Origin of the sequence: Polaribacter sp. HaHaR_3_91 (assembly GCF_019278525.1) — a bacterium.
GTDB lineage: Bacteria > Bacteroidota > Bacteroidia > Flavobacteriales > Flavobacteriaceae > Polaribacter.
Map to the genome: position 1 here is coordinate 1,384,119 of NZ_CP058986.1, position 20,024 is coordinate 1,404,142.

A 20,024-nucleotide genomic window follows, 5' to 3' on the forward strand; every position below is an offset into this window, starting at 1 on the left:
ATTATTAGTTTTTAATAAATAAATTCTAAGGGTGTTCCGTTTCTAACGGAACGCCTTTAATATTGAATTAAAATACGGGCGTAGTTCAGCGGTAGAGCACTGGTCTCCAAAACCAGCTGTCGGGAGTTCGAATCTCTCCGCCCGTGCAATTAAATATAAGAAAAATGAACTTTATACAATACATCAAAGATTCTTTTGACGAATTAAGCAATCACATGACGTGGGTAACTAAAGAAGAAGCTCAAAAAACTACAGTAACTGTTGCTGTTTTTACGATTGTATTTGCTTTAGCTGTAGCTGGTATAGATTATGTTTTTCAAACAGGATTAGATAACTTTTTTGGAATGTTTAAATCTAACTAATTATGGCAGCTGATTCAGTAATGAAGTGGTATGTTGTTAGAGCCATTGGAGGACAAGAAAATAAAGTAAAAGCTTACATAGAAACAGAAATTTCTAGAGTAGGATTATCAGATTATGTTAGTCAGGTAATTGTACCAACTGAAAAAGTTATTCAGATTAGAAATGGGAAAAAAGTAAACAGAGAAAGAGTATACTTTCCTGGTTATATTATGGTTGAAGCTAATCTATCTGGAGAAGTTCCTCACGTAATTAAAGGTATAACAGGTGTTATTGGGTTTTTAGGAGAAGTTAAAGGTGGTGAGCCTGTTCCTATGCGTAAATCTGAAGTTAACAGAATGTTAGGTAAAGTTGATGAACTATCAATCCAAGATGAAAATATTGCAATTCCTTTTAATATCGGTGAAACTGTAAAAGTTGTAGATGGTCCTTTTAATGGATTTGACGGAACTATTGAGAAAGTGAATGAAGAAAAGCGTAAGCTTGAGGTAATGGTGAAAATATTCGGAAGAAAAACACCATTAGAATTAAGTTATATGCAAGTAGAAAAAATATAATTGTTACACAAATATATATTGATATCGATTTATTTTTTGGCTTCCAACTTAAAATAAATCATTAAACATTTTTAAAATGGCAAAAGAAGTTAGTAAAGTAGTTAAGTTACAAGTAAAGGGAGGCTCAGCGAATCCATCGCCGCCGGTTGGACCTGCTTTAGGAGCTGCTGGTGTTAACATTATGGAGTTCTGTAAACAGTTTAATGCAAGAACGCAAGACAAACAAGGTAAAGTTTTACCTGTTGTTATTACTGTTTTCAAAGATAAATCATTCGATTTTCTTGTTAAAACTCCTCCTGCAGCAGTTCAGTTACTAGAAGCAGCCAAAATTAAAAAAGGTTCAGGAGAACCAAACAGAAAGAAAGTAGCATCAGTTACTTGGGATCAAATTCAAATTATTGCAGAAGACAAAATGGTAGATTTAAATGCCTTTGAAATTTCTTCAGCAATGCGAATGATTGCAGGTACGGCTCGTTCTATGGGATTAACAGTAAAAGGTAATGCACCAGCATAAACTTTATAAAAAGTAGTAAAATGGCAAAATTAACAAAAAAGCAAAAAGAAGCTCACGCAAAGTTAGATAGCTCTAAATCTTATGATTTAGCAGCGGCTTCAGCGCTAGTCAAAGACATTACTAATGTAAAGTTTGATGCATCAGTAGATTTAGCAATACGTTTAGGAGTAGATCCTCGTAAAGCTAATCAAATGGTTCGTGGTGTAGTAACATTACCTCACGGAACAGGAAAAGATGTAAAAGTTTTAGCATTAGTAACTCCAGATAAAGAAGCCGAAGCTACAGCAGCAGGTGCAGATTATGTTGGATTAGATGAATACCTTCAGAAAATTAAAGGAGGTTGGACAGATGTAGACGTAATTATTACCATGCCAAGTGTAATGGGGAAATTAGGTCCTTTAGGAAGAATTTTAGGTCCTAGAGGTTTAATGCCAAACCCAAAGACTGGTACAGTAACAATGGATGTTGCAAAAGCTGTTACAGATGTAAAAGCTGGTAAAATCGATTTTAAAGTTGATAAAACTGGTATCGTTCATGCTGCAATTGGAAAAGTATCTTTTGATGCGAAGAAAATTGAGGAAAATGCAAACGAATTAATACAAACTATTATTAAATTGAAACCAACAACTGCAAAAGGAACGTATGTAAAAAGCGTTTTTATGTCTAGTACTATGAGTCCTAGTATTGCTGTTGAGGTGAAAGCTGTTTAATACGTTAAAACTTATAATTATGACTAGAGAAGAGAAATCACAAGTAATACAAGATTTAACAGCAGTATTAGCAGATACAAATACGTTATATTTAGCAGATATTTCTGGGTTAAATGCACAAACTACCTCTAACTTACGTAGAGCTTGTTTTAAAGCAGGAATTCAGTTATCAGTTGTTAAAAACACATTACTTGCAAAAGCAATGGAAGCTTCAGATAAAGAATTTGGAGACTTACCAACAGTATTAAAAGGTAATACATCAATGATGATTTCTGAAGCAGCTAATGCTCCAGCTAAATTAATCAAAGAATTCAGAAAGAAAACTAAAGATAAGCCTGTTTTAAAAGGTGCATTTGCAGAAGAATCTGTTTACATTGGTGATGATCAATTAGATGCTTTAGTAGATATTAAATCTAGAGAAGAGCTTATTGGTGAAATCATTGGATTATTACAGTCTCCAGCTAAAAATGTTATTTCAGCATTACAATCTGGTGGACAAACAATTTCAGGTATTCTTAAGACTTTATCTGAAAAATAAGTACGCGCACAAATAAACTATAAATAAACAAAATTTTTAAAAACAATTAAAATGGCAGAATTAAAAGATTTCGCAGAGCAATTAGTTAACTTAACAGTAAAAGAAGTTAATGAATTAGCTACTATTTTAAAAGATGAATATGGTATTGAGCCAGCAGCAGCAGCAGTAGCAGTAGCAGGTCCAGCAGCAGGAGGAGAAGAAGCAGCAGATGAACAAACTGAATTTGATGTTATCTTAACAGCAGCAGGTTCTTCTAAATTAGCAGTTGTAAAATTAGTTAAAGAATTAACTGGTTTAGGATTAAAAGAAGCTAAAGGTATCGTAGATAGCGCACCAGCAGCAGTAAAAGAAGGTGTTTCTAAAGATGAGGCTGAAGGTCTTAAAAAATCTTTAGAAGAAGCTGGAGCTGAGGTAGAGCTTAAGTAAGCATTTTGTCCCGAGTTCGAGTAATCGAAACGGGAAAACAAATTTAGGTTTAGGTACTAAGAACTAACGTTTTTAGACCTAAACCATTTTGTGTATATATTCGTTTTTTATTTTTATTTCAGATTTTAATCAAAAAAATATTCTCTTTTGGCAACGAAAAACACTACTGAAAGAATCAACTTCGCTACTTCTCAAATGATAAAGGAATATCCAGACTTTTTGGATATTCAGGTAAAATCTTTTCAAGATTTTTTCCAACTTCAAACTAAGGCAGAAGAAAGAGGTGAAGAAGGTTTGTACAAAACCTTCATGGATAACTTTCCAATTACAGATACAAGAAATCAATTCGTTTTAGAATTTTTAGATTACTTCGTAGACCCACCAAGATACTCTATACAAGAGTGTATTGAAAGAGGTTTAACGCACAGTGTGCCTTTAAAAGCACGTCTAAAATTGTACTGTACAGATCCAGAACATGAAGATTTCGAAACTATTGTGCAAGATGTATATCTTGGTACAATACCTTATATGACTAACTCTGGTACCTTTGTTATTAATGGTGCAGAGCGTGTTGTTGTTTCACAATTACACAGGTCTCCTGGTGTATTCTTCGGACAATCTTTCCATGCAAATGGTACAAAATTATATTCAGCAAGGGTAATTCCTTTTAAAGGTTCTTGGATAGAATTTGCTACCGATATCAATCAAGTAATGTATGCTTACATTGATAGAAAGAAAAAATTACCAGTAACAACATTATTCAGAGCAATCGGTTTTGAAAGAGATAAAGATATTTTAGAGATATTTGACCTTGCGGAAGAGGTGAAGGTTTCTAAAGCTGGATTAAAAAAAGTATTAGGTCGCAAATTAGCTGCTAGAGTTTTAAAAACTTGGCATGAAGATTTTGTGGATGAAGATACTGGTGAAGTTGTATCTATCGAAAGAAATGAAATAATTTTTGATCGTGATACCATTTTAGATAAAGAACATATTGATGAAATAATAGACGCAGGTGCTAAAACCGTTTTACTTCATAAAGAAGATAACGATATGGCAGATTATGCTATTATTCATAATACTTTACAGAAAGATCCTACGAATTCCGAAAAAGAGGCAGTAGAACATATCTATAGACAATTACGTAATGCAGAACCGCCAGATGAGGAGACAGCAAGAGGTATTATTGATAAGTTATTCTTTTCTGAACAAAGATATAATTTAGGTGAAGTTGGTCGTTTTAGAATGAACACTAAACTTCAGTTAAATGAACCTATTGATCAAAAAGTATTAACAAAATTAGATATTATAACGATTATTAAATATTTAATTGAGTTAATCAACTCTAAAGCAGAGGTAGATGATATTGATCACTTATCTAACAGACGTGTAAGAACTGTTGGTGAGCAATTAGCAGGTCAGTTTGGTGTTGGTTTAGCTCGTATGGCTAGAACAATTCGTGAGCGTATGAATGTACGTGATAACGAGGTGTTTACACCTATCGATTTAATTAATGCTAAAACATTATCATCTGTAATTAACTCATTCTTTGGTACCAACCAATTGTCTCAGTTTATGGATCAAACCAATCCTTTAGCAGAGATTACTCACAAGCGTAGATTATCTGCACTAGGACCGGGTGGTTTATCTAGAGAAAGAGCTGGTTTTGAGGTACGTGATGTTCATTATACTCACTATGGTCGTTTATGTCCAATTGAAACTCCTGAGGGACCAAATATTGGTTTAATTTCTTCACTTTCTGTTTTTGCAAAAGTGAATAATTTAGGATTTATTGAGACGCCATACAGAAAAGTTGTAGAAGGTGTTGTTGGAACTGAAGAGCCAACATATTTAAGTGCTGAGGAAGAAGAGGGAATGAAATTTGCTCAATCTAACTTAGAATTAGATTCTGATGGACGCTTTGTAGCTGAAAGAATGATTTCACGTGAAGGTGGTGATTTCCCAGTTGTTGGTCCTGAAGACATTAACTTTATGGATGTTGCTCCTAATCAGATTGCTTCAATTTCTGCATCTTTAATTCCTTTCTTGGAACATGATGATGCGAATAGAGCGTTGATGGGATCTAACATGATGCGTCAGGCAGTACCATTATTAAGACCAGAATCTCCAATTGTAGGTACAGGTTTAGAGCGTAGAGTTGCAAAAGATTCTCGTATCTTAATTAATGCTGAAGGAGCTGGAGAAGTTACTTATGTAGATGCTAATAAAATTACAATTAAGTATGATAGAACAGAAGAGGAAAAACTTGTTAGTTTTGAATCTGATGAAGTTTCTTATAACTTAATTAAATTTAGAAAAACGAATCAAGGAACAAACATCAACCTAAAACCGATTGTTGAAAAAGGAGATAGAGTTGAAGAAGGACAAGTTCTTTGTGAAGGTTATGCAACACAAAAAGGAGAATTAGCTTTAGGTAGAAACATGAAAGTAGCCTTTATGCCTTGGAAAGGGTATAACTTTGAGGATGCGATTGTAATTTCTGAAAAAGTTGTTCGTGAAGATATATTTACATCTATTCATATTGATGAGTATTCTTTAGACGTAAGAGATACAAAATTAGGAACTGAAGAGTTAACTAATGATATCCCTAACGTTTCTGAAGAAGCTACCAAAGATTTAGATGAAAATGGAATGATTAGAATTGGAGCAGAAGTGAATCCTGGTGATATCTTAATTGGTAAAATTACACCAAAAGGAGAATCAGATCCTACTCCAGAAGAAAAATTATTACGTGCTATTTTTGGTGATAAAGCAGGTGATGTAAAAGATGCATCGTTAAAAGCTTCTCCATCATTAAGAGGTGTAGTAATTGATAAAAAATTATTTAGAAGAGCTGTTAAAGATAAAAACAAGAGATTAAGAGATAAAGAAGCAGTAGCTAAGTTAGAAGCTTCTTTTGTATCTAAATTCGAAGGTTTAAAAGATGTTTTAATAGACAAGTTGTTTTTACTTATCAGTGGAAAAACTTCGCAAGGAGTTTACAATGATTTAGGTGAAGAAGTTTTACCAAAAGGTAAAAAATACACACTTAAAATGTTAAATTCTGTTGATGATTATATTCACTTAACAGGTTCTTGGACAACGGATAAAGACTTAAATAGTTTTGTAGGTGAATTAGTTCATAATTACAAAATTAAAGTAAATGATTTACAAGGTTCTTTACGTCGTCAAAAATTTACTATCTCTGTTGGAGATGAATTGCCAGCAGGAATTTTAAAGCTTGCTAAAGTTTATATCGCTAAGAAACGTAAGTTAAAAGTAGGTGATAAAATGGCGGGACGTCACGGAAATAAAGGTATTGTTGCTCGTATTGTACGTGCAGAAGATATGCCTTTCTTAGAGGACGGAACTCCAGTTGATATCGTATTAAATCCATTAGGGGTACCTTCTCGTATGAACATTGGTCAGATTTATGAAACTGTTCTTGGTTGGGCAGGTCAAAAATTAAACACTAAATATGCAACACCAATTTTTGATGGAGCATCTTTAGACCAGATTAATGAGATTACCGATACAGCAGGTGTACCAAGATTTGGACATACTTATTTATATGATGGTGGAACAGGAAAACGTTTCGATCAACCAGCAACAGTTGGTATCATTTATATGATTAAGTTAGGTCACATGATTGAAGATAAAATGCATGCGCGTTCTATTGGACCATATTCATTAATTACACAACAACCTTTAGGTGGTAAAGCACAATTTGGGGGTCAGCGTTTTGGAGAGATGGAAGTTTGGGCACTTGAGGCTTATGGTGCATCAAGTATCTTAAGAGAAATCTTAACTGTGAAATCGGATGATGTTATGGGAAGAGCTAAAACATACGAAAGTATCGTGAAAGGTGAAGCTATGCCAGAACCAGGTTTACCAGAGTCGTTTAACGTATTAATGCATGAACTTAAAGGTTTAGGTTTAGACGTTAGATTAGAAGAATAAATTTTTTCAGTAACCAATTACCAGTTACAATTTTGTAACTGGTAATTGAATACTGCCAACTGAATACTTATCAAAAGACATGGCAAGAAAACAAGAGAAATACACTGTAAAAAAGTTTAACAAAATCTCAATTGGTTTATCATCACCAGAAGCTATTTTAGAAATTTCTAAAGGTGAAGTTTTAAAACCAGAAACTATAAATTACCGTACGCACAAGCCAGAAAGAGATGGTTTATTTTGTGAGCGTATTTTTGGTCCTGTAAAGGATTATGAATGTGCTTGTGGAAAGTACAAAAGAATTCGCTACAAAGGTATCGTTTGTGATAGATGTGGTGTAGAAGTAACTGAAAAGAAAGTACGTAGAGAAAGAGTAGGGCATATCAACTTAGTTGTGCCTGTTGCTCATATTTGGTATTTTAGATCATTACCTAACAAAATGGGTTACCTTTTAGGTTTGCCATCTAAGAAGTTAGATATGATTATTTACTACGAACGTTATGTAGTAATTCAACCAGGTATTGCAAAGAATGTGGAAGGAGAGCCATTACAAAAAATGGATTTCTTAACGGAAGAAGAATATTTAGATATTGCTGATGAGTTACCACAAGACAACCAATACTTAGATGATTCTGACCCAAACAAGTTTATCGCTAAAATGGGTGCTGAATGTTTAATTGATTTATTAGCGCGCATCGATTTAGATGGGTTGTCTTTTGAATTAAGACACAAAGCAAATACAGAAACGTCTAAACAACGTAAAACTGAAGCATTAAAACGTTTAAATGTTGTTGAAGCATTTAGAGACTCTCAGAAAAATAGAGAGAATCATCCAGAATGGATGATTATGAAAGCTGTACCAGTTATTCCACCAGAATTAAGACCTTTGGTTCCTTTAGATGGTGGACGTTTTGCAACTTCAGATTTAAATGATCTTTATAGAAGAGTTATTATTAGAAACAATCGTTTAAAAAGATTGGTTGAAATAAAAGCTCCAGAAGTTATTTTACGTAATGAGAAGCGTATGTTACAAGAGTCTGTAGATTCTTTATTTGACAACACACGTAAATCATCTGCAGTAAAAACTGAATCTAACAGACCTTTAAAATCTTTATCAGATTCATTAAAAGGTAAACAAGGACGTTTCCGTCAGAATTTATTAGGAAAGCGTGTTGATTATTCTGCACGTTCTGTAATTGTTGTTGGACCAGAAATGAAATTATCTGAGTGTGGATTGCCAAAAGACATGGCAGCTGAACTTTACAAACCTTTTGTAATTAGAAAACTAATTGAAAGAGGAATTGTAAAAACAGTAAAATCTGCAAAGAAAATAATAGATAGAAAAGAACCAGTTGTTTGGGATATTTTAGAAAATGTAATTAAAGGACATCCAGTTTTATTAAACAGGGCTCCTACATTACACAGACTAGGTATACAAGCTTTTCAACCAAAATTAATTGAAGGAAAAGCAATCCAATTACACCCATTAGCATGTTCTGCATTTAATGCGGATTTTGATGGAGATCAAATGGCGGTTCACTTACCATTAGGACCAGAAGCTATTTTAGAAGCACAATTATTAATGTTGGCTTCTCATAATATCTTAAATCCTGCAAATGGTGCACCAGTAACAGTTCCTTCTCAGGATATGGTACTTGGTTTATACTATATGACTAAAGAGAGAATCTCTACTCCAGAAGTGAAAATTAAAGGAGAAGGATTAACTTTTTATTCACCAGAAGAAGTAACGATTGCTTTTAACGAAGAAATGGTAGACTTAAATGCTGGAATTAAAGTAAGAACTTACGATGTTGATGAGAACGGAGAACAAGTTAGAAAAATAATTAAAACTACTGTTGGTAGAGTATTATTTAACGAGGTTGTTCCTGCGAAAGCTGGTTACATTAATGAGGTATTAACTAAGAAAAACTTACGTGGAATTATTGGTGGTATTTTAAAAGCTACTGATATCCCTACAACAGGAGAATTCTTAGACAATATAAAAAATATGGGATATAAATTTGCCTTCCAAGGTGGTTTATCATTCTCATTAGGGGATATTATTATTCCTAAAGAAAAACAATCTATGATTGATGAAGCCAACAAAGAGGTGGATATCATTGTAGGGAATTATAACATGGGTATGTTAACGCAAAAAGAGCGTTATAATCAGGTAATTGATATTTGGGGTAGAACCAATAACGATTTAACTGAATTATCTATGAAACGTTTACGTGAAGATCAACAAGGTTTCAACTCGGTATACATGATGCTTGATTCTGGTGCAAGGGGTTCTAAGGAGCAGATTCGTCAGTTAACAGGTATGCGTGGATTAATGGCAAAACCTAAGAAATCTACTGCAGGTGGTGGAGAAATTATTGAGAATCCGATTCTTTCTAACTTTAAGGAAGGTTTATCAATTCTTGAATACTTTATTTCTACTCACGGTGCTCGTAAGGGACTTGCGGATACGGCGTTAAAAACGGCAGATGCTGGTTACTTAACTCGTAGATTAGTAGATGTTTCTCAAGATGTTATTATTAACGAAGAAGATTGTGGTACATTAAGAGGTTTAGAAGTAGCTCCTTTAAAGAAAAATGATGAGATTGTAGAATCTTTATCAGAGAGAATTGAAGGTAGAGTTTCATTAAACGACGTATATCACCCGTTAACAGAAGAGGTTCTTTTAAAAGCGAATCAACCAATTTCTTATCAATTAGCTGTTGCTGTTGAAAAGTCTGGTATTGATGCTGTAGAAGTAAGATCTGCTTTAACTTGTGAATCTACAAAAGGTATTTGTGCAAAATGTTACGGACAGAGTTTATCTACCCTTAACAAAGTACAAATTGGTGAGGCAGTTGGTGTAATTGCTGCACAATCTATTGGAGAGCCAGGTACACAGTTAACATTACGTACATTCCACGTTGGTGGGGTTGCAGGTAATATTTCTGAAGAGAATAAATTAATTGCTAAGTTTGATGGTAAAGTTGTTATCGATGATTTACGTACAGTTGTTGGTAAAGACAATGAAGGTAAAGATATTGACATCGTAATATCTAGAACCGCTGAGATTAAAATTATAGATAAGAAAACAGGAATTACTCAAAGTACAAATATCCTTCCTTATGGATCTATTATTTTTGATAAAGAAATAAAATCCATTAAAAAAGGAGATGCTATTGTACAATGGGATCCATTTAACGGGGTTATTGTTTCTGAATTTGGAGGAAAAGTTAAGTTTGATAATTTAATACAAGGTATCAATTACTCTGTAGAAGTAGATGAGCAAACAGGTTTCCAAGAGATTGTAATGATCGATTCGAAAAACAAAAAAATCATTCCATCTTTAATTATTGAAGATAATGACGGTAATGCTTTACGTTCTTATAGTTTACCTTTAGGTGCACACTTAATGGTTACTGATGGAGATAAAGTAGAAAGTGGTCATACTTTAGTTAAAATACCAAGAAAATCTGGTAAAGCTGGGGATATTACAGGAGGTTTACCACGTGTAACAGAATTATTCGAAGCACGTAATCCTTCTAATCCATCTGTTGTTTCTGAGATTGATGGTGTTGTTTCTTTCGGTAAAATTAAACGTGGAAATAGAGAAATTATCGTTGAATCTAAAACTGGAGATATTAGTAAGTATTTAGTAAAACTTTCTAATCAAATCTTAGTTCAAGAAAATGACTTTATTAAAGCTGGTATGCCATTATCAGACGGAGCTACAACTCCTTCAGATATTTTAAGAATTCAAGGTCCATCTGCAGTACAAATGTACTTGGTAAACGAAATTCAAGAAGTATATCGTTTACAAGGTGTAAAAATTAATGACAAGCATTTTGAGGTTGTTGTTCGTCAAATGATGCGTAAAGTTAAAATTATAGATTCTGGTGATACTTTATTATTAGAGAATCAATTAGTTCATAAAATTGACTTTATCAAAGACAACGATGATATTTTTGGAATGAAGGTTGTTGAAGACGCTGGAGATTCAGAAAACTTAAGTGCAGGTCAGATTATTACTGCTCGTCAACTAAGAGATGAAAATTCTTTATTAAGAAGAAATGATCAGAACTTAGTAACGGCAAGAGAGGCTAAACCGGCAACGGCAGAGCAAGTTTTACAAGGTATTACAAGAGCATCACTTCAAACAAAATCGTTTATTTCTGCAGCTTCTTTCCAGGAAACTACAAAAGTATTAAACGAGGCTGCTGTTAGTGGTAAAATAGATACATTAGAAGGCTTAAAAGAAAATGTAATTGTTGGTAAGAGAATTCCAGCAGGTACAGGTATGAGAGCTTATGAAAACATTCTAGTTGGTCCTAAAGACGAAATAGAAAAAAGTTTCTAAATAAACGAAACGTGTAAACGTTTAAAAGTTTAATTATTAAAAAGTTGAATTGTTTAGGGTATCTCAGGTGCACTATTCAATTCAACTTTTTTCTTTTTATACCTTTTGATAAATATAAAGGTGAAATTTTACGGGGGTAATTCAATTTTTTTTACGATTTTACATGTACTAGAATTAACAAATACACAATTTTAATTATGGAAGAAAATCAAAACAAAGACGGACAAATAAATATTGAGTTAGATCAAGAAATTGCAGAAGGAACGTATTCTAACCTAGCAATTATTAATCATTCTATGTCAGAATTTATTGTAGATTTTATTAATATTATGCCAGGTGTACCTAAGGCAAAAGTAAAATCTAGAATTATTTTAACTCCGCAACATGCTAAGAGGTTAACACAAGCTTTAGCAGACAATGTTAGAAAGTTTGAAGAACAACATGGTGAAATTAAAGATTACGAGCAACCTCCAATTCCAATGAATTTTGGTCCTACAGGACAGGCTTAATAAATAGGATAAAGACTGCTTTTAAAGTGGTCTTTTTTTTTGCTTATATTTCTATAGTAAGTGAATTGATTTTTTTTGTTTTATTGTTTAAAATTTAGATTAATTCATTTTAAAGTTAACGTTAATTCAGGTTAAAACTAAGTATAAAATTAGCTTTTTGTTTTTAATTAGTTAATAATGTTAAGTAAATCAAAATTTACTTTTGCGTTATAAAAAAACTAAATAATGAAACAATTTTATAATTTTAATTTATTTTTATTAACGATGTTTCTGTCGTTAAGTGCGTTTAATTCATTTGCACAAACCAGTAAAATACAAGGTCTTATTACTGATAAAGATGGACTTTATGTGCCTGGTGCAAATGTTTTAATAGAATTGCTAAAAAAAGGTGATATTTCTAATTTTGATGGAAAGTTCACCATAGTTGGTGTACCGGCTGGTACGCACACTATAAGAATAACTTATTTAGGTTTTAAAGATATTTTACAAGAAGTTATTGTAAAAGAAAATGAAACTACTTCCGTAAAAATAGCACTTATTTCAGAAAGTATTCTATTGGATGATGTTTTAATTACATCTTATAGCTTAGGTAGCCAATCTAAAGCATTAAATACTCAGAAAAATAATTTAAATATTACTAATGTAGTTGCTACAGATCAGATTGGTAAATTTCCGGATGCAAATATTGGGGATGCAGTTAAAAGAATTCCAGGTATTACGATGCAAGTGGATCAAGGAGAAGCTAGAAATATTATTATTAGAGGTCTTTCTCCACAATTAAACTCAGTAACTCTAAACGGAAGTAGAATTCCGTCTGCAGAAGGAGATAACAGAAATGTACAGATGGATTTAATTCCGTCGGACATGATACAGTCTATACAAGTTAACAAAGCGGTAACGCCAGATATGGATGCAGATGCTTTAGGTGGTTCTGTTAATTTAATTACAAGAACTTCTCCGCAAGGTTTTAGGTTATCTGCTACAGCAGGTTCTGGTGTAAATACAATTACAAACAAAAGAATTTTAAATGGTTCTTTTTTAGTAGGAGATCGTTCTAAAAACAAAAAATTTGGTTGGATGATTTCTGCAACTATTAATGATAATGATTTTGGCTCTCATGATGTAGAGGCAGAATGGACTGATGAATTTGCCTATACAAATGATGCTGGAGAAGAAGTTGAAATGGAGGTAAATCCGTATGCAAATGTTTTTGAAGAACGTACCTATTTAGTACAAAGAGTTCGTAGAAGTTTTTCTGCAAATTTTGATTATCAAATTAATGATGACAATAACATCTATTTTAAATCGATGTATAACTGGAGAGACGATAGAGAAAATCGTTTTAGATTAGAACATGGTATTTTAGACGCAGAAGATATAGAACTTGGAGATTTTTCCATTACAGATAATACCCCAACAATGTTTCCTGTAGAAGTTAAAAGACAATCTAAAGGTGGTATTGATAACGATCGAAATAAAAATAGACGCTTAGAAGATCAAAAGATGCAAAATTACACACTTGGTGGTAATCATGCTGCAGGTAAATTAAAAATCGATTGGATGACTTCTTTTGCTAAAGCATCCGAAGAAAGATTAAATGAGCGATACGCGGAGTTTGAAACTGAATATAGTATTAATAATGATATTTCTGATACTAGATTCCCTTTGTTTACTGCTGTAAATTCATCAGATTTTAATGATCTTTCTAGTTTTGAATTCGGTGAAATCACAGAAGAAAATCAATATACAGAGGAAAAAGACTTTAATACTTTTGTTAATTTTGAATTACCATCTGATTTCTTTGGTCATGGAGACGGATTTATAAAATTTGGATTTAGAGGTCGCTTTAAAACAAAATTAAGAGATAATGATTTTTTTGAATATGATTTAGAAGATGATTATCCTACCTTATCATCTATACCAACCAAAGATTATTCGAATTCAGATTATTTAGCAGGTAGTCAATACCAAGCAGGTTTATTTGCAGATGAGGAGTGGTTAGGTAGCTTAGATTTAACCAACGGAGAAACTATAAGTGATGAGTTTTTAAGAGCAAATTATAATGTAAAGGAAAATGTATTTGCTGGTTACCTTATGACCAATCAAAGATTGTCTGACAAGCTAAGTGTATTGGTTGGTTTAAGATTAGAGCACACAAAATTAACGGCAACAGGAAATAATATTTTAGATGAAGATACTTTAGACGGTACTTTAACCGAAGAAAGTTCTTATTCTAACTTAATGCCAGGTGTACATTTTAAATATGATGTTTCTGATAAAACGGTAGTAAGGTTTGCTTGGACCAATACGTTGGCAAGACCAAATTACGTAGATATTACACCAACTTTGGATGTTGTAACCGGTGATGAAGAAGTCTTCTTAGGAAATCCAGATTTAAAGCCAACAACTTCTATGAATTTTGATGTGATGGCAGAAACTTATTTTGAGAACGTAGGTATTTTATCTGGAGGTTTATTCTACAAAAACATTAAAGATTTTACCTATACTTTTCAATCGGAAACTACTACAGATACTTTTGGACCAGGAACTACTGGTTTTGAAGTTTATCAACCTTTAAATGGAGATAAAGCAACTATTTTTGGAGCAGAATTAGCAATTCAAAGAAAATTAGATTTCTTACCAGGCTTTCTTAAAAACTTTAGTGTGTATGCAAATTATACTTTTTTAACTTCGGATGCAAACGGAATTCGTAATGAAGACGGTGAAGAAAGAGAAGATATAGATTTACCAAATACAACACCAAATATGGTGAATGCTTCTTTAGGATATGCAGATCAAAAATTTAATGCAAGACTTTCTGGTAATTTTTCTGATGCTTATGTAGATGAAATAGGAGGGAATGCATTTGAGGATCGTTATTACGACAAACAATTTTTCTTAGATTTTAGCACAGGTTATACCATTAATAAGAATTTAAGTATTTATGCCAGTGTAAATAACCTTACCAACCAACCATTACGTTATTACCAAGGAGAAAGTGGTAGAACAATGCAAATGGAATACTATGGTAGAAGAATTACATTTGGTTTAAAATATGATTTATTTAAAAAATAGTAAATAATGAAATTATCAATAAAAAATAGCATCCTATTTTTAGGAACATTAACATTGTTATCGTGTACTACTGGTAGTAAATTACCTGCAATAGCACCAGATGTAATTACAGAAAAATCTATAAATGATACAGATGATCCTGCCATTTGGATTCATCCAACAGATGCAACAAAAAGTATTGTTTTTGGAACAGATAAAGAAACCAATGGAGCAATTTATGCGTATGATTTACAAGGTAAAATTATAGAAGATAAAACCATCAGAAATATAAAAAGACCTAACAATGTAGATTTAGAATATGGTTTTCAGGTAAATGATTCTGTAAAAGTAGATATTTTGATCTTTACAGAAAGAGAAGAACAGCAAATTAGAATGTTTTCTGTACCCGATATGAAGCCTTTAGATCAAGGAGGATTTCCAGTTTTTGAAGATGAAACTTTTTCAGAAAACAAATTACCAATGGGAATTGCTATCTATAAAAGTCCGATTGATGGTAGTTTTTATGCAATAGTTGGTAGAAAAACAGGACCTAAAGAAGGCTATTTATATCAATATAAATTGGTTTCAGAAAATAGTAAAGTAACCGCTACTTTGGTTAGAAAGTTCGGGGATTTTAGTGGTGAAAAAGAAATTGAAGCCATTGCTGTTGATGCAGAAATGGGTTATGTTTATTATTCTGATGAAGGACATTGTATTCGTAAATATTATGCAGAACCTTCTAAAGGAAATAAAGAAATTGCTTGTTTTGGAAGTGAACTTTTTGAAAGAGATATAGAAGGTATTGCAATTGCTAAATTTGAGAATGAGAAAGGGTATATTATTGTTTCGGATCAACAACAGGGACAATTTAATTTGTTTGATAGGCAAACAAATGAGTTTGTAAAAGCAGTTAATCTATCAACTACTGAAACAGATGGATGTGATGTGGTTACCGTACCTTTAAACGACACTTTTAAAAGTGGGCTATTTGTAGCAATGAATGATGCTAAAGATTTTTATTTTTATGATTTGGATAAATTATTAAAGTAAAAAAATAAAAATTATAAATTAAAAGCGAAACTTAATAGTTTCGCTTTTTTTATATCAAATTAAAAAGTAGTTTCAATTTGCCGGTTATTTCTTTTTAAAACATCATAATATAAAAAATCTATAATTTCTTTTGTACACTCATATATGGGCTTAGAATTCCAGTTATGGCTTCCTTCCTTTATACTATATAAGTAATATGACTTATTAATAGCCTTTAGTTTATTTGCAATCGCTCTAGAACCAAACAAGTTTAAAAAACCAGGAGATGCTAACTTACAATAATGGTGAGAAGCGATATAATAAGGAACTAAATTATCTTTTACTCCATGAAATAATTGAGTAGGAATTGCATTATCTGAAGTTATATTATCAATAGAAGTTATTGCACCAGCCATTGCAATGATACCAGCAAATTTAAAATTCTTGTTTAAAATTTTGTTATCATAAACATAGGCTAAATTTAAAATAGCTTCTGCACCAGCACTAGAACCCACCAAAATAATGTTATCTATATCTATTTTAAACTTGTTTTTATGTGCTATTAAATATTGTACAGCATAACTTATATCTTTAGAGACTTCATTAAAAGCAGCTATTTTTAATGATGAGTTTGTAGCGCATCCAAAACCTTTACCTTTCATGGTTAACCTATAAGATATGGATGCTACAGCATAACCATATTGAACCATTTCTTCCGCAAAATCTCTAGACTTTTTATCATTTCTACTTCCTCCTGAAAATCCACCTCCATGAACATATATTAATAATGGAGTTTTCCCTTTTGCTTTTTTAGGTTTATAAAAATTTAACTTTAAACTTTCCTCTTCTTTTAATTGATGGTAAGTGTATGTTTTCTCTTTATATTTTGAAAACTTTTCTAAATACCTTTCTTGAGAAAAACCATCGAAAAATACTAATAATAAAATTAAAGAAAGTAGCATTTTCATTTTAGGTTATTTTTTAATTTTATTAAAAACTTTTCTCAATTTTAAATATAAAAAAGTATTTGTTTTCGCGTAATAAAAAGACAATAAGCAAACTACAATTAAGAATAGTATAGCTCCAATAATTGCTTCTGTTGGGTTTAGACTTTTACCGATAATTTTTTTTAATCCTAATCCCGTAAAGCTTCCATAAATAATAATGAAATGAATTACATAAATGGATAATGTTTTTTGACCTATTTTTAAAATTAGGGAAGACTTTAAATATTTCTCTAAACTAAAGAAGAAAGCAAAAATTAATAATACATTTCCAAATCTAGTAAACAGATAATTATAACTAGCAGCATCCATTAATAGTTGAGAGTCTGTTAACTTTGAAAAATATACAAGTATTTTTGAAGAACAAAATATTAGAATAAAACCAAAACATATAAAAAAAGAAATGATTATTTTTTTAAAACTTTTTTTGAATACATTTTTATGAAAAATTGTTGCTAAAAATGCACCAAAACAGACAAAACCAGACCAGGGAATAATTGTAAATATAGATCCATTACTTTTAGAAATATAATTATTTATAAAAAGTGGAATAGCCGTTATGTTTAAACCTCTATACAGAGGTTCTGTTATAAATATAGTAATACCAAAGATGAATGTAATTATAGAAAAAAGTATTGTTTTTTTGTTACTGATAAAATAAAAACTAATAATTAATATTAAGCTTAGGCCTATTATTTGTAGCACATCAATAGCTAAAAAAGAAGTATTAAATGTACCTGTTAACCAACTAAAAAGCGGAACTCTTAGTAAGTAACCAATAGCTATTAAAAAGCCCCCTCTGGTAATTCCTTTTATCATTCTTTCTTTTTCTAATCCTTTTTCTTTTGAATTTAACAAAAGATAGGTGAAAATTAATCCCGAAATAGTAAAAAAAGTTGGGGCAGTAATGCCTCTAAAATAAGACCATAGCATAAAAGTAGGATCATTTAAATCTCTATACGAGTTAGCTAGTAACGTATCTATAAAGTGCCCTTGTAGCATCATTAAGATAGCAAAAGCCCTAATAATATCAATAAAATATAGTCGTTTAATATCCACAGAAAAAAAAGTTTTTCCGTTAAAGGTAAATAAATTTACAAGTATTCTATTTCAATCTTTTAAATAGTACGTAAATTATATCTGTCTCGTTTTATTTAACAACCAAAAATCAGCTAATACTAAAGCAGTCATTGCTTCTACAATTGGTACAGCTCTAGGTACAACACAAGGGTCATGACGTCCTTTACCTGTAATCTCTGTAACTTCATATTCTGAGTTAATAGTTTGTTGAGAGCTCATAATAGTTGCAACAGGTTTAAAAGCAACTCTAAAATAGATATCCATACCATTGCTTATTCCACCTTGTATACCACCAGATAAATTAGATTGTGTAGAACCGTCTGCATTAAAAACATCGTTATGATCTGAACCTTTCATTTTTGCGCCACAAAATCCACTACCAAATTCAAAACCTTTTACGGCATTTATAGATAACATTGCGCTACCTAATTGTGCGTGTAATTTCTGAAATATTGGTTCTCCTAAACCTACAGGTACATTTTGAGCAACACAAGTTACGGTACCACCAATTGTATCACCAGCTTTTCTAATTTCTTGTATTCTGTTTATCATTTTCTCTGCAGAAACTTCATCCGGACAACGAACAATATTACTTTCTGTTTTAGAAAAATCTAAATCTTGATACGGTTTGTCTATAAAAATATCGCCAACAGAAGATGTAAAGGCATTTATATTCATGCTAGCAATTAACTGTTTTGCTAAAGCACCAGCAACTACCCAATTGGCAGTTTCGCGGGCAGAACTTCTTCCGCCACCTCTATAATCTCTGTTTCCAAATTTCTTATCATACGTAAAATCTGCATGAGAAGGTCTATATACATTGGTATTGTGGTTGTAATCTTTAGATTTTTGATTGGTGTTTCTAATAATAAAACCAATAGAAGTACCTGTAGTTTTACCTTCAAAAATACCTGAATGAAATTCCACAGTATCTGGTTCTTTACGCTGGGTAACAATTTTAGATTGCCCAGGTTTACGTCTATCTAACTCATTTTGAATAGCTTCAAAATCTACCTCTAATCCTGCAGGGAATCCATCTATGACGCCACCAATAGCAGTTCCGTGAGATTCTCCATACGTTGTTACTTTTAATAAATTTCCAAAGGAATTAAATGACATAATTATATAATTAGAATAATAAGGGCAAATATAATGAACTACTATACAAGAATTCTTTATTTAGACTTTTTTGTGACGATTTCTAAAAAAAAAATAATAATTTAAAAGACTTGATTTATAGGGTGATATGATGTTTTATGTATGATATTCAAAAAAAAAATAAAAATAAATCGTTATTTGTTTTTGTAAACTAAAAAACCTTTCTATATTTGCAGCCGCAATCAGGGAATACTTGATGAGACGCACTGGAGAAATGGCAGAGCGGTCGAATGCGGCAGTCTTGAAAACTGTTGACTGTAACAGGTCCGGGGGTTCGAATCCCTCTTTCTCCGCCAAAAGCCTTACATTTATGTAAGGCTTTTTTTATACACCACATTCTTGGATGGTAAAAAACCTTAAACTTTTATAAACACTGATTTCACCTGATAATTTATTAGGGTTAAGAATTTTTAGATTAAATAGATAATATCTTATACATGTACTTAAAAACGCATGTGATAGTTACCTTATGAGTTACCCTAGTTATTTTGAGACACAATAGAGTCTCGGAAATATTGTTAAAGTATAAGATTGTGGAGTAAGCTTAAAAGGATCAATTTTAAATATAGAGAAACTTGTTGGTAAGTAAAAATTGACGTCTACCGATACATAAAGAAGTACACTTCGTTATAATTCTGAAATGAATTTTAAAAAAGCAATTATATAGTTATTGAGGTGTTACTTTGTAGGATCTAAAAAAAACAGGTTAAATGTAAAAACTATTGTTAGTCTCTGTTCAAAATACTTTTTATCCGTTTAGAAGGGGGGATAATTT

At 31.8% G+C, this 20,024-nt stretch carries 14 protein-coding genes and 2 tRNA genes; 13 read left to right on the top strand and 3 right to left on the bottom strand.

All coding sequences use genetic code 11. From position 1 onward, the window contains the following. Positions 1-74 precede the first annotated feature (74 nt). The 12 genes from H0I27_RS05740 to H0I27_RS05795 all read left to right on the top strand — a co-directional run bounded on the left by H0I27_RS05740 (position 75) and on the right by H0I27_RS05795 (position 16,028). A tRNA-Trp gene (locus tag H0I27_RS05740) sits at positions 75-146 on the top strand. An 18-nt stretch (positions 147-164) separates the two neighbouring features. Further along, positions 165-362, top strand: a complete 198-nt coding sequence (secE, locus tag H0I27_RS05745) for a preprotein translocase subunit SecE (RefSeq protein ID WP_068450831.1) — start codon at positions 165-167, stop codon at positions 360-362. A 2-nt stretch (positions 363-364) separates the two neighbouring features. After that, entirely contained in the window at positions 365-916 is a 552-nt protein-coding gene (gene nusG, locus H0I27_RS05750) for a transcription termination/antitermination protein NusG (RefSeq protein ID WP_068450834.1), read from the top strand. A 76-nt stretch (positions 917-992) separates the two neighbouring features. Continuing rightward, positions 993-1,430, top strand: coding sequence for a 50S ribosomal protein L11 (gene rplK / locus H0I27_RS05755; RefSeq protein ID WP_218732906.1), 438 nt, complete (start codon positions 993-995; stop codon positions 1,428-1,430). A gap of 20 nt (positions 1,431-1,450) precedes the next feature. Continuing rightward, positions 1,451-2,140, top strand: a complete 690-nt coding sequence (gene rplA / locus H0I27_RS05760) for a 50S ribosomal protein L1 (RefSeq protein ID WP_165732784.1) — start codon at positions 1,451-1,453, stop codon at positions 2,138-2,140. A 19-nt stretch (positions 2,141-2,159) separates the two neighbouring features. Beyond that, a complete protein-coding gene (gene rplJ / locus H0I27_RS05765) occupies positions 2,160-2,678 on the top strand; it encodes a 50S ribosomal protein L10 (protein ID WP_218732907.1) in 519 nt (172 codons plus the stop codon). Between the two features lie 51 nt (positions 2,679-2,729). Continuing rightward, positions 2,730-3,104, top strand: coding sequence for a 50S ribosomal protein L7/L12 (gene rplL / locus H0I27_RS05770; RefSeq protein ID WP_218732908.1), 375 nt, complete (start codon positions 2,730-2,732; stop codon positions 3,102-3,104). A gap of 195 nt (positions 3,105-3,299) precedes the next feature. Beyond that, complete coding sequence (gene rpoB, locus H0I27_RS05775) at positions 3,300-7,061, top strand: DNA-directed RNA polymerase subunit beta (RefSeq protein WP_254712752.1); 3,762 nt, start codon at positions 3,300-3,302, stop codon at positions 7,059-7,061. A 79-nt stretch (positions 7,062-7,140) separates the two neighbouring features. Continuing rightward, a complete protein-coding gene (rpoC, locus tag H0I27_RS05780) occupies positions 7,141-11,415 on the top strand; it encodes a DNA-directed RNA polymerase subunit beta' (RefSeq protein ID WP_218732910.1) in 4,275 nt (1,424 codons plus the stop codon). A gap of 197 nt (positions 11,416-11,612) precedes the next feature. Continuing rightward, entirely contained in the window at positions 11,613-11,924 is a 312-nt protein-coding gene (locus H0I27_RS05785) for a DUF3467 domain-containing protein (RefSeq protein WP_208888713.1), read from the top strand. Between the two features lie 225 nt (positions 11,925-12,149). Further along, complete coding sequence (locus H0I27_RS05790) at positions 12,150-14,999, top strand: TonB-dependent receptor (RefSeq protein ID WP_218732911.1); 2,850 nt, start codon at positions 12,150-12,152, stop codon at positions 14,997-14,999. Between the two features lie 6 nt (positions 15,000-15,005). After that, positions 15,006-16,028, top strand: coding sequence for a phytase (locus tag H0I27_RS05795; RefSeq protein WP_218732912.1), 1,023 nt, complete (start codon positions 15,006-15,008; stop codon positions 16,026-16,028). A gap of 59 nt (positions 16,029-16,087) precedes the next feature. On the opposite strand, the gene H0I27_RS05800 is transcribed toward H0I27_RS05795, so the two are convergent. The 3 genes from H0I27_RS05800 to aroC form a co-directional block, all read right to left on the bottom strand. Further along, positions 16,088-16,975, bottom strand: coding sequence for a carboxylesterase family protein (locus tag H0I27_RS05800; protein ID WP_218732913.1), 888 nt, complete (start codon positions 16,973-16,975; stop codon positions 16,088-16,090). 6 nt (positions 16,976-16,981) lie between these two features. After that, complete coding sequence (locus H0I27_RS05805) at positions 16,982-18,070, bottom strand: heparan-alpha-glucosaminide N-acetyltransferase domain-containing protein (protein WP_218732914.1); 1,089 nt, start codon at positions 18,068-18,070, stop codon at positions 16,982-16,984. A 75-nt stretch (positions 18,071-18,145) separates the two neighbouring features. Continuing rightward, positions 18,146-19,210, bottom strand: a complete 1,065-nt coding sequence (gene aroC / locus H0I27_RS05810; RefSeq protein ID WP_218732915.1) for a chorismate synthase — start codon at positions 19,208-19,210, stop codon at positions 18,146-18,148. 247 nt (positions 19,211-19,457) lie between these two features. Here aroC and H0I27_RS05815 point away from each other — a divergent pair. Beyond that, positions 19,458-19,545: transfer RNA gene (locus tag H0I27_RS05815), tRNA-Ser, on the top strand. Positions 19,546-20,024: the final 479 nt, after the last annotated feature.

What these genes read in the sequence shown, in the direction of transcription:
- secE (WP_068450831.1), top strand. Translation starts at nt 165, where the DNA reads ATGAACTTTATACAATACATCAAAGATTCTTTTGACGAATTAAGCAAT.
- nusG (WP_068450834.1), top strand. Translation starts at nt 365, where the DNA reads ATGGCAGCTGATTCAGTAATGAAGTGGTATGTTGTTAGAGCCATTGGA.
- rplK (WP_218732906.1), top strand. Translation starts at nt 993, where the DNA reads ATGGCAAAAGAAGTTAGTAAAGTAGTTAAGTTACAAGTAAAGGGAGGC.
- rplA (WP_165732784.1), top strand. Translation starts at nt 1,451, where the DNA reads ATGGCAAAATTAACAAAAAAGCAAAAAGAAGCTCACGCAAAGTTAGAT.
- rplJ (WP_218732907.1), top strand. Translation starts at nt 2,160, where the DNA reads ATGACTAGAGAAGAGAAATCACAAGTAATACAAGATTTAACAGCAGTA.
- rplL (WP_218732908.1), top strand. Translation starts at nt 2,730, where the DNA reads ATGGCAGAATTAAAAGATTTCGCAGAGCAATTAGTTAACTTAACAGTA.
- rpoB (WP_254712752.1), top strand. Translation starts at nt 3,300, where the DNA reads ATGATAAAGGAATATCCAGACTTTTTGGATATTCAGGTAAAATCTTTT.
- rpoC (WP_218732910.1), top strand. Translation starts at nt 7,141, where the DNA reads ATGGCAAGAAAACAAGAGAAATACACTGTAAAAAAGTTTAACAAAATC.
- H0I27_RS05785 (WP_208888713.1), top strand. Translation starts at nt 11,613, where the DNA reads ATGGAAGAAAATCAAAACAAAGACGGACAAATAAATATTGAGTTAGAT.
- H0I27_RS05790 (WP_218732911.1), top strand. Translation starts at nt 12,150, where the DNA reads ATGAAACAATTTTATAATTTTAATTTATTTTTATTAACGATGTTTCTG.
- H0I27_RS05795 (WP_218732912.1), top strand. Translation starts at nt 15,006, where the DNA reads ATGAAATTATCAATAAAAAATAGCATCCTATTTTTAGGAACATTAACA.
- H0I27_RS05800 (WP_218732913.1), bottom strand. Translation starts at nt 16,975, where the DNA reads ATGAAAATGCTACTTTCTTTAATTTTATTATTAGTATTTTTCGATGGT.
- aroC (WP_218732915.1), bottom strand. Translation starts at nt 19,210, where the DNA reads ATGTCATTTAATTCCTTTGGAAATTTATTAAAAGTAACAACGTATGGA.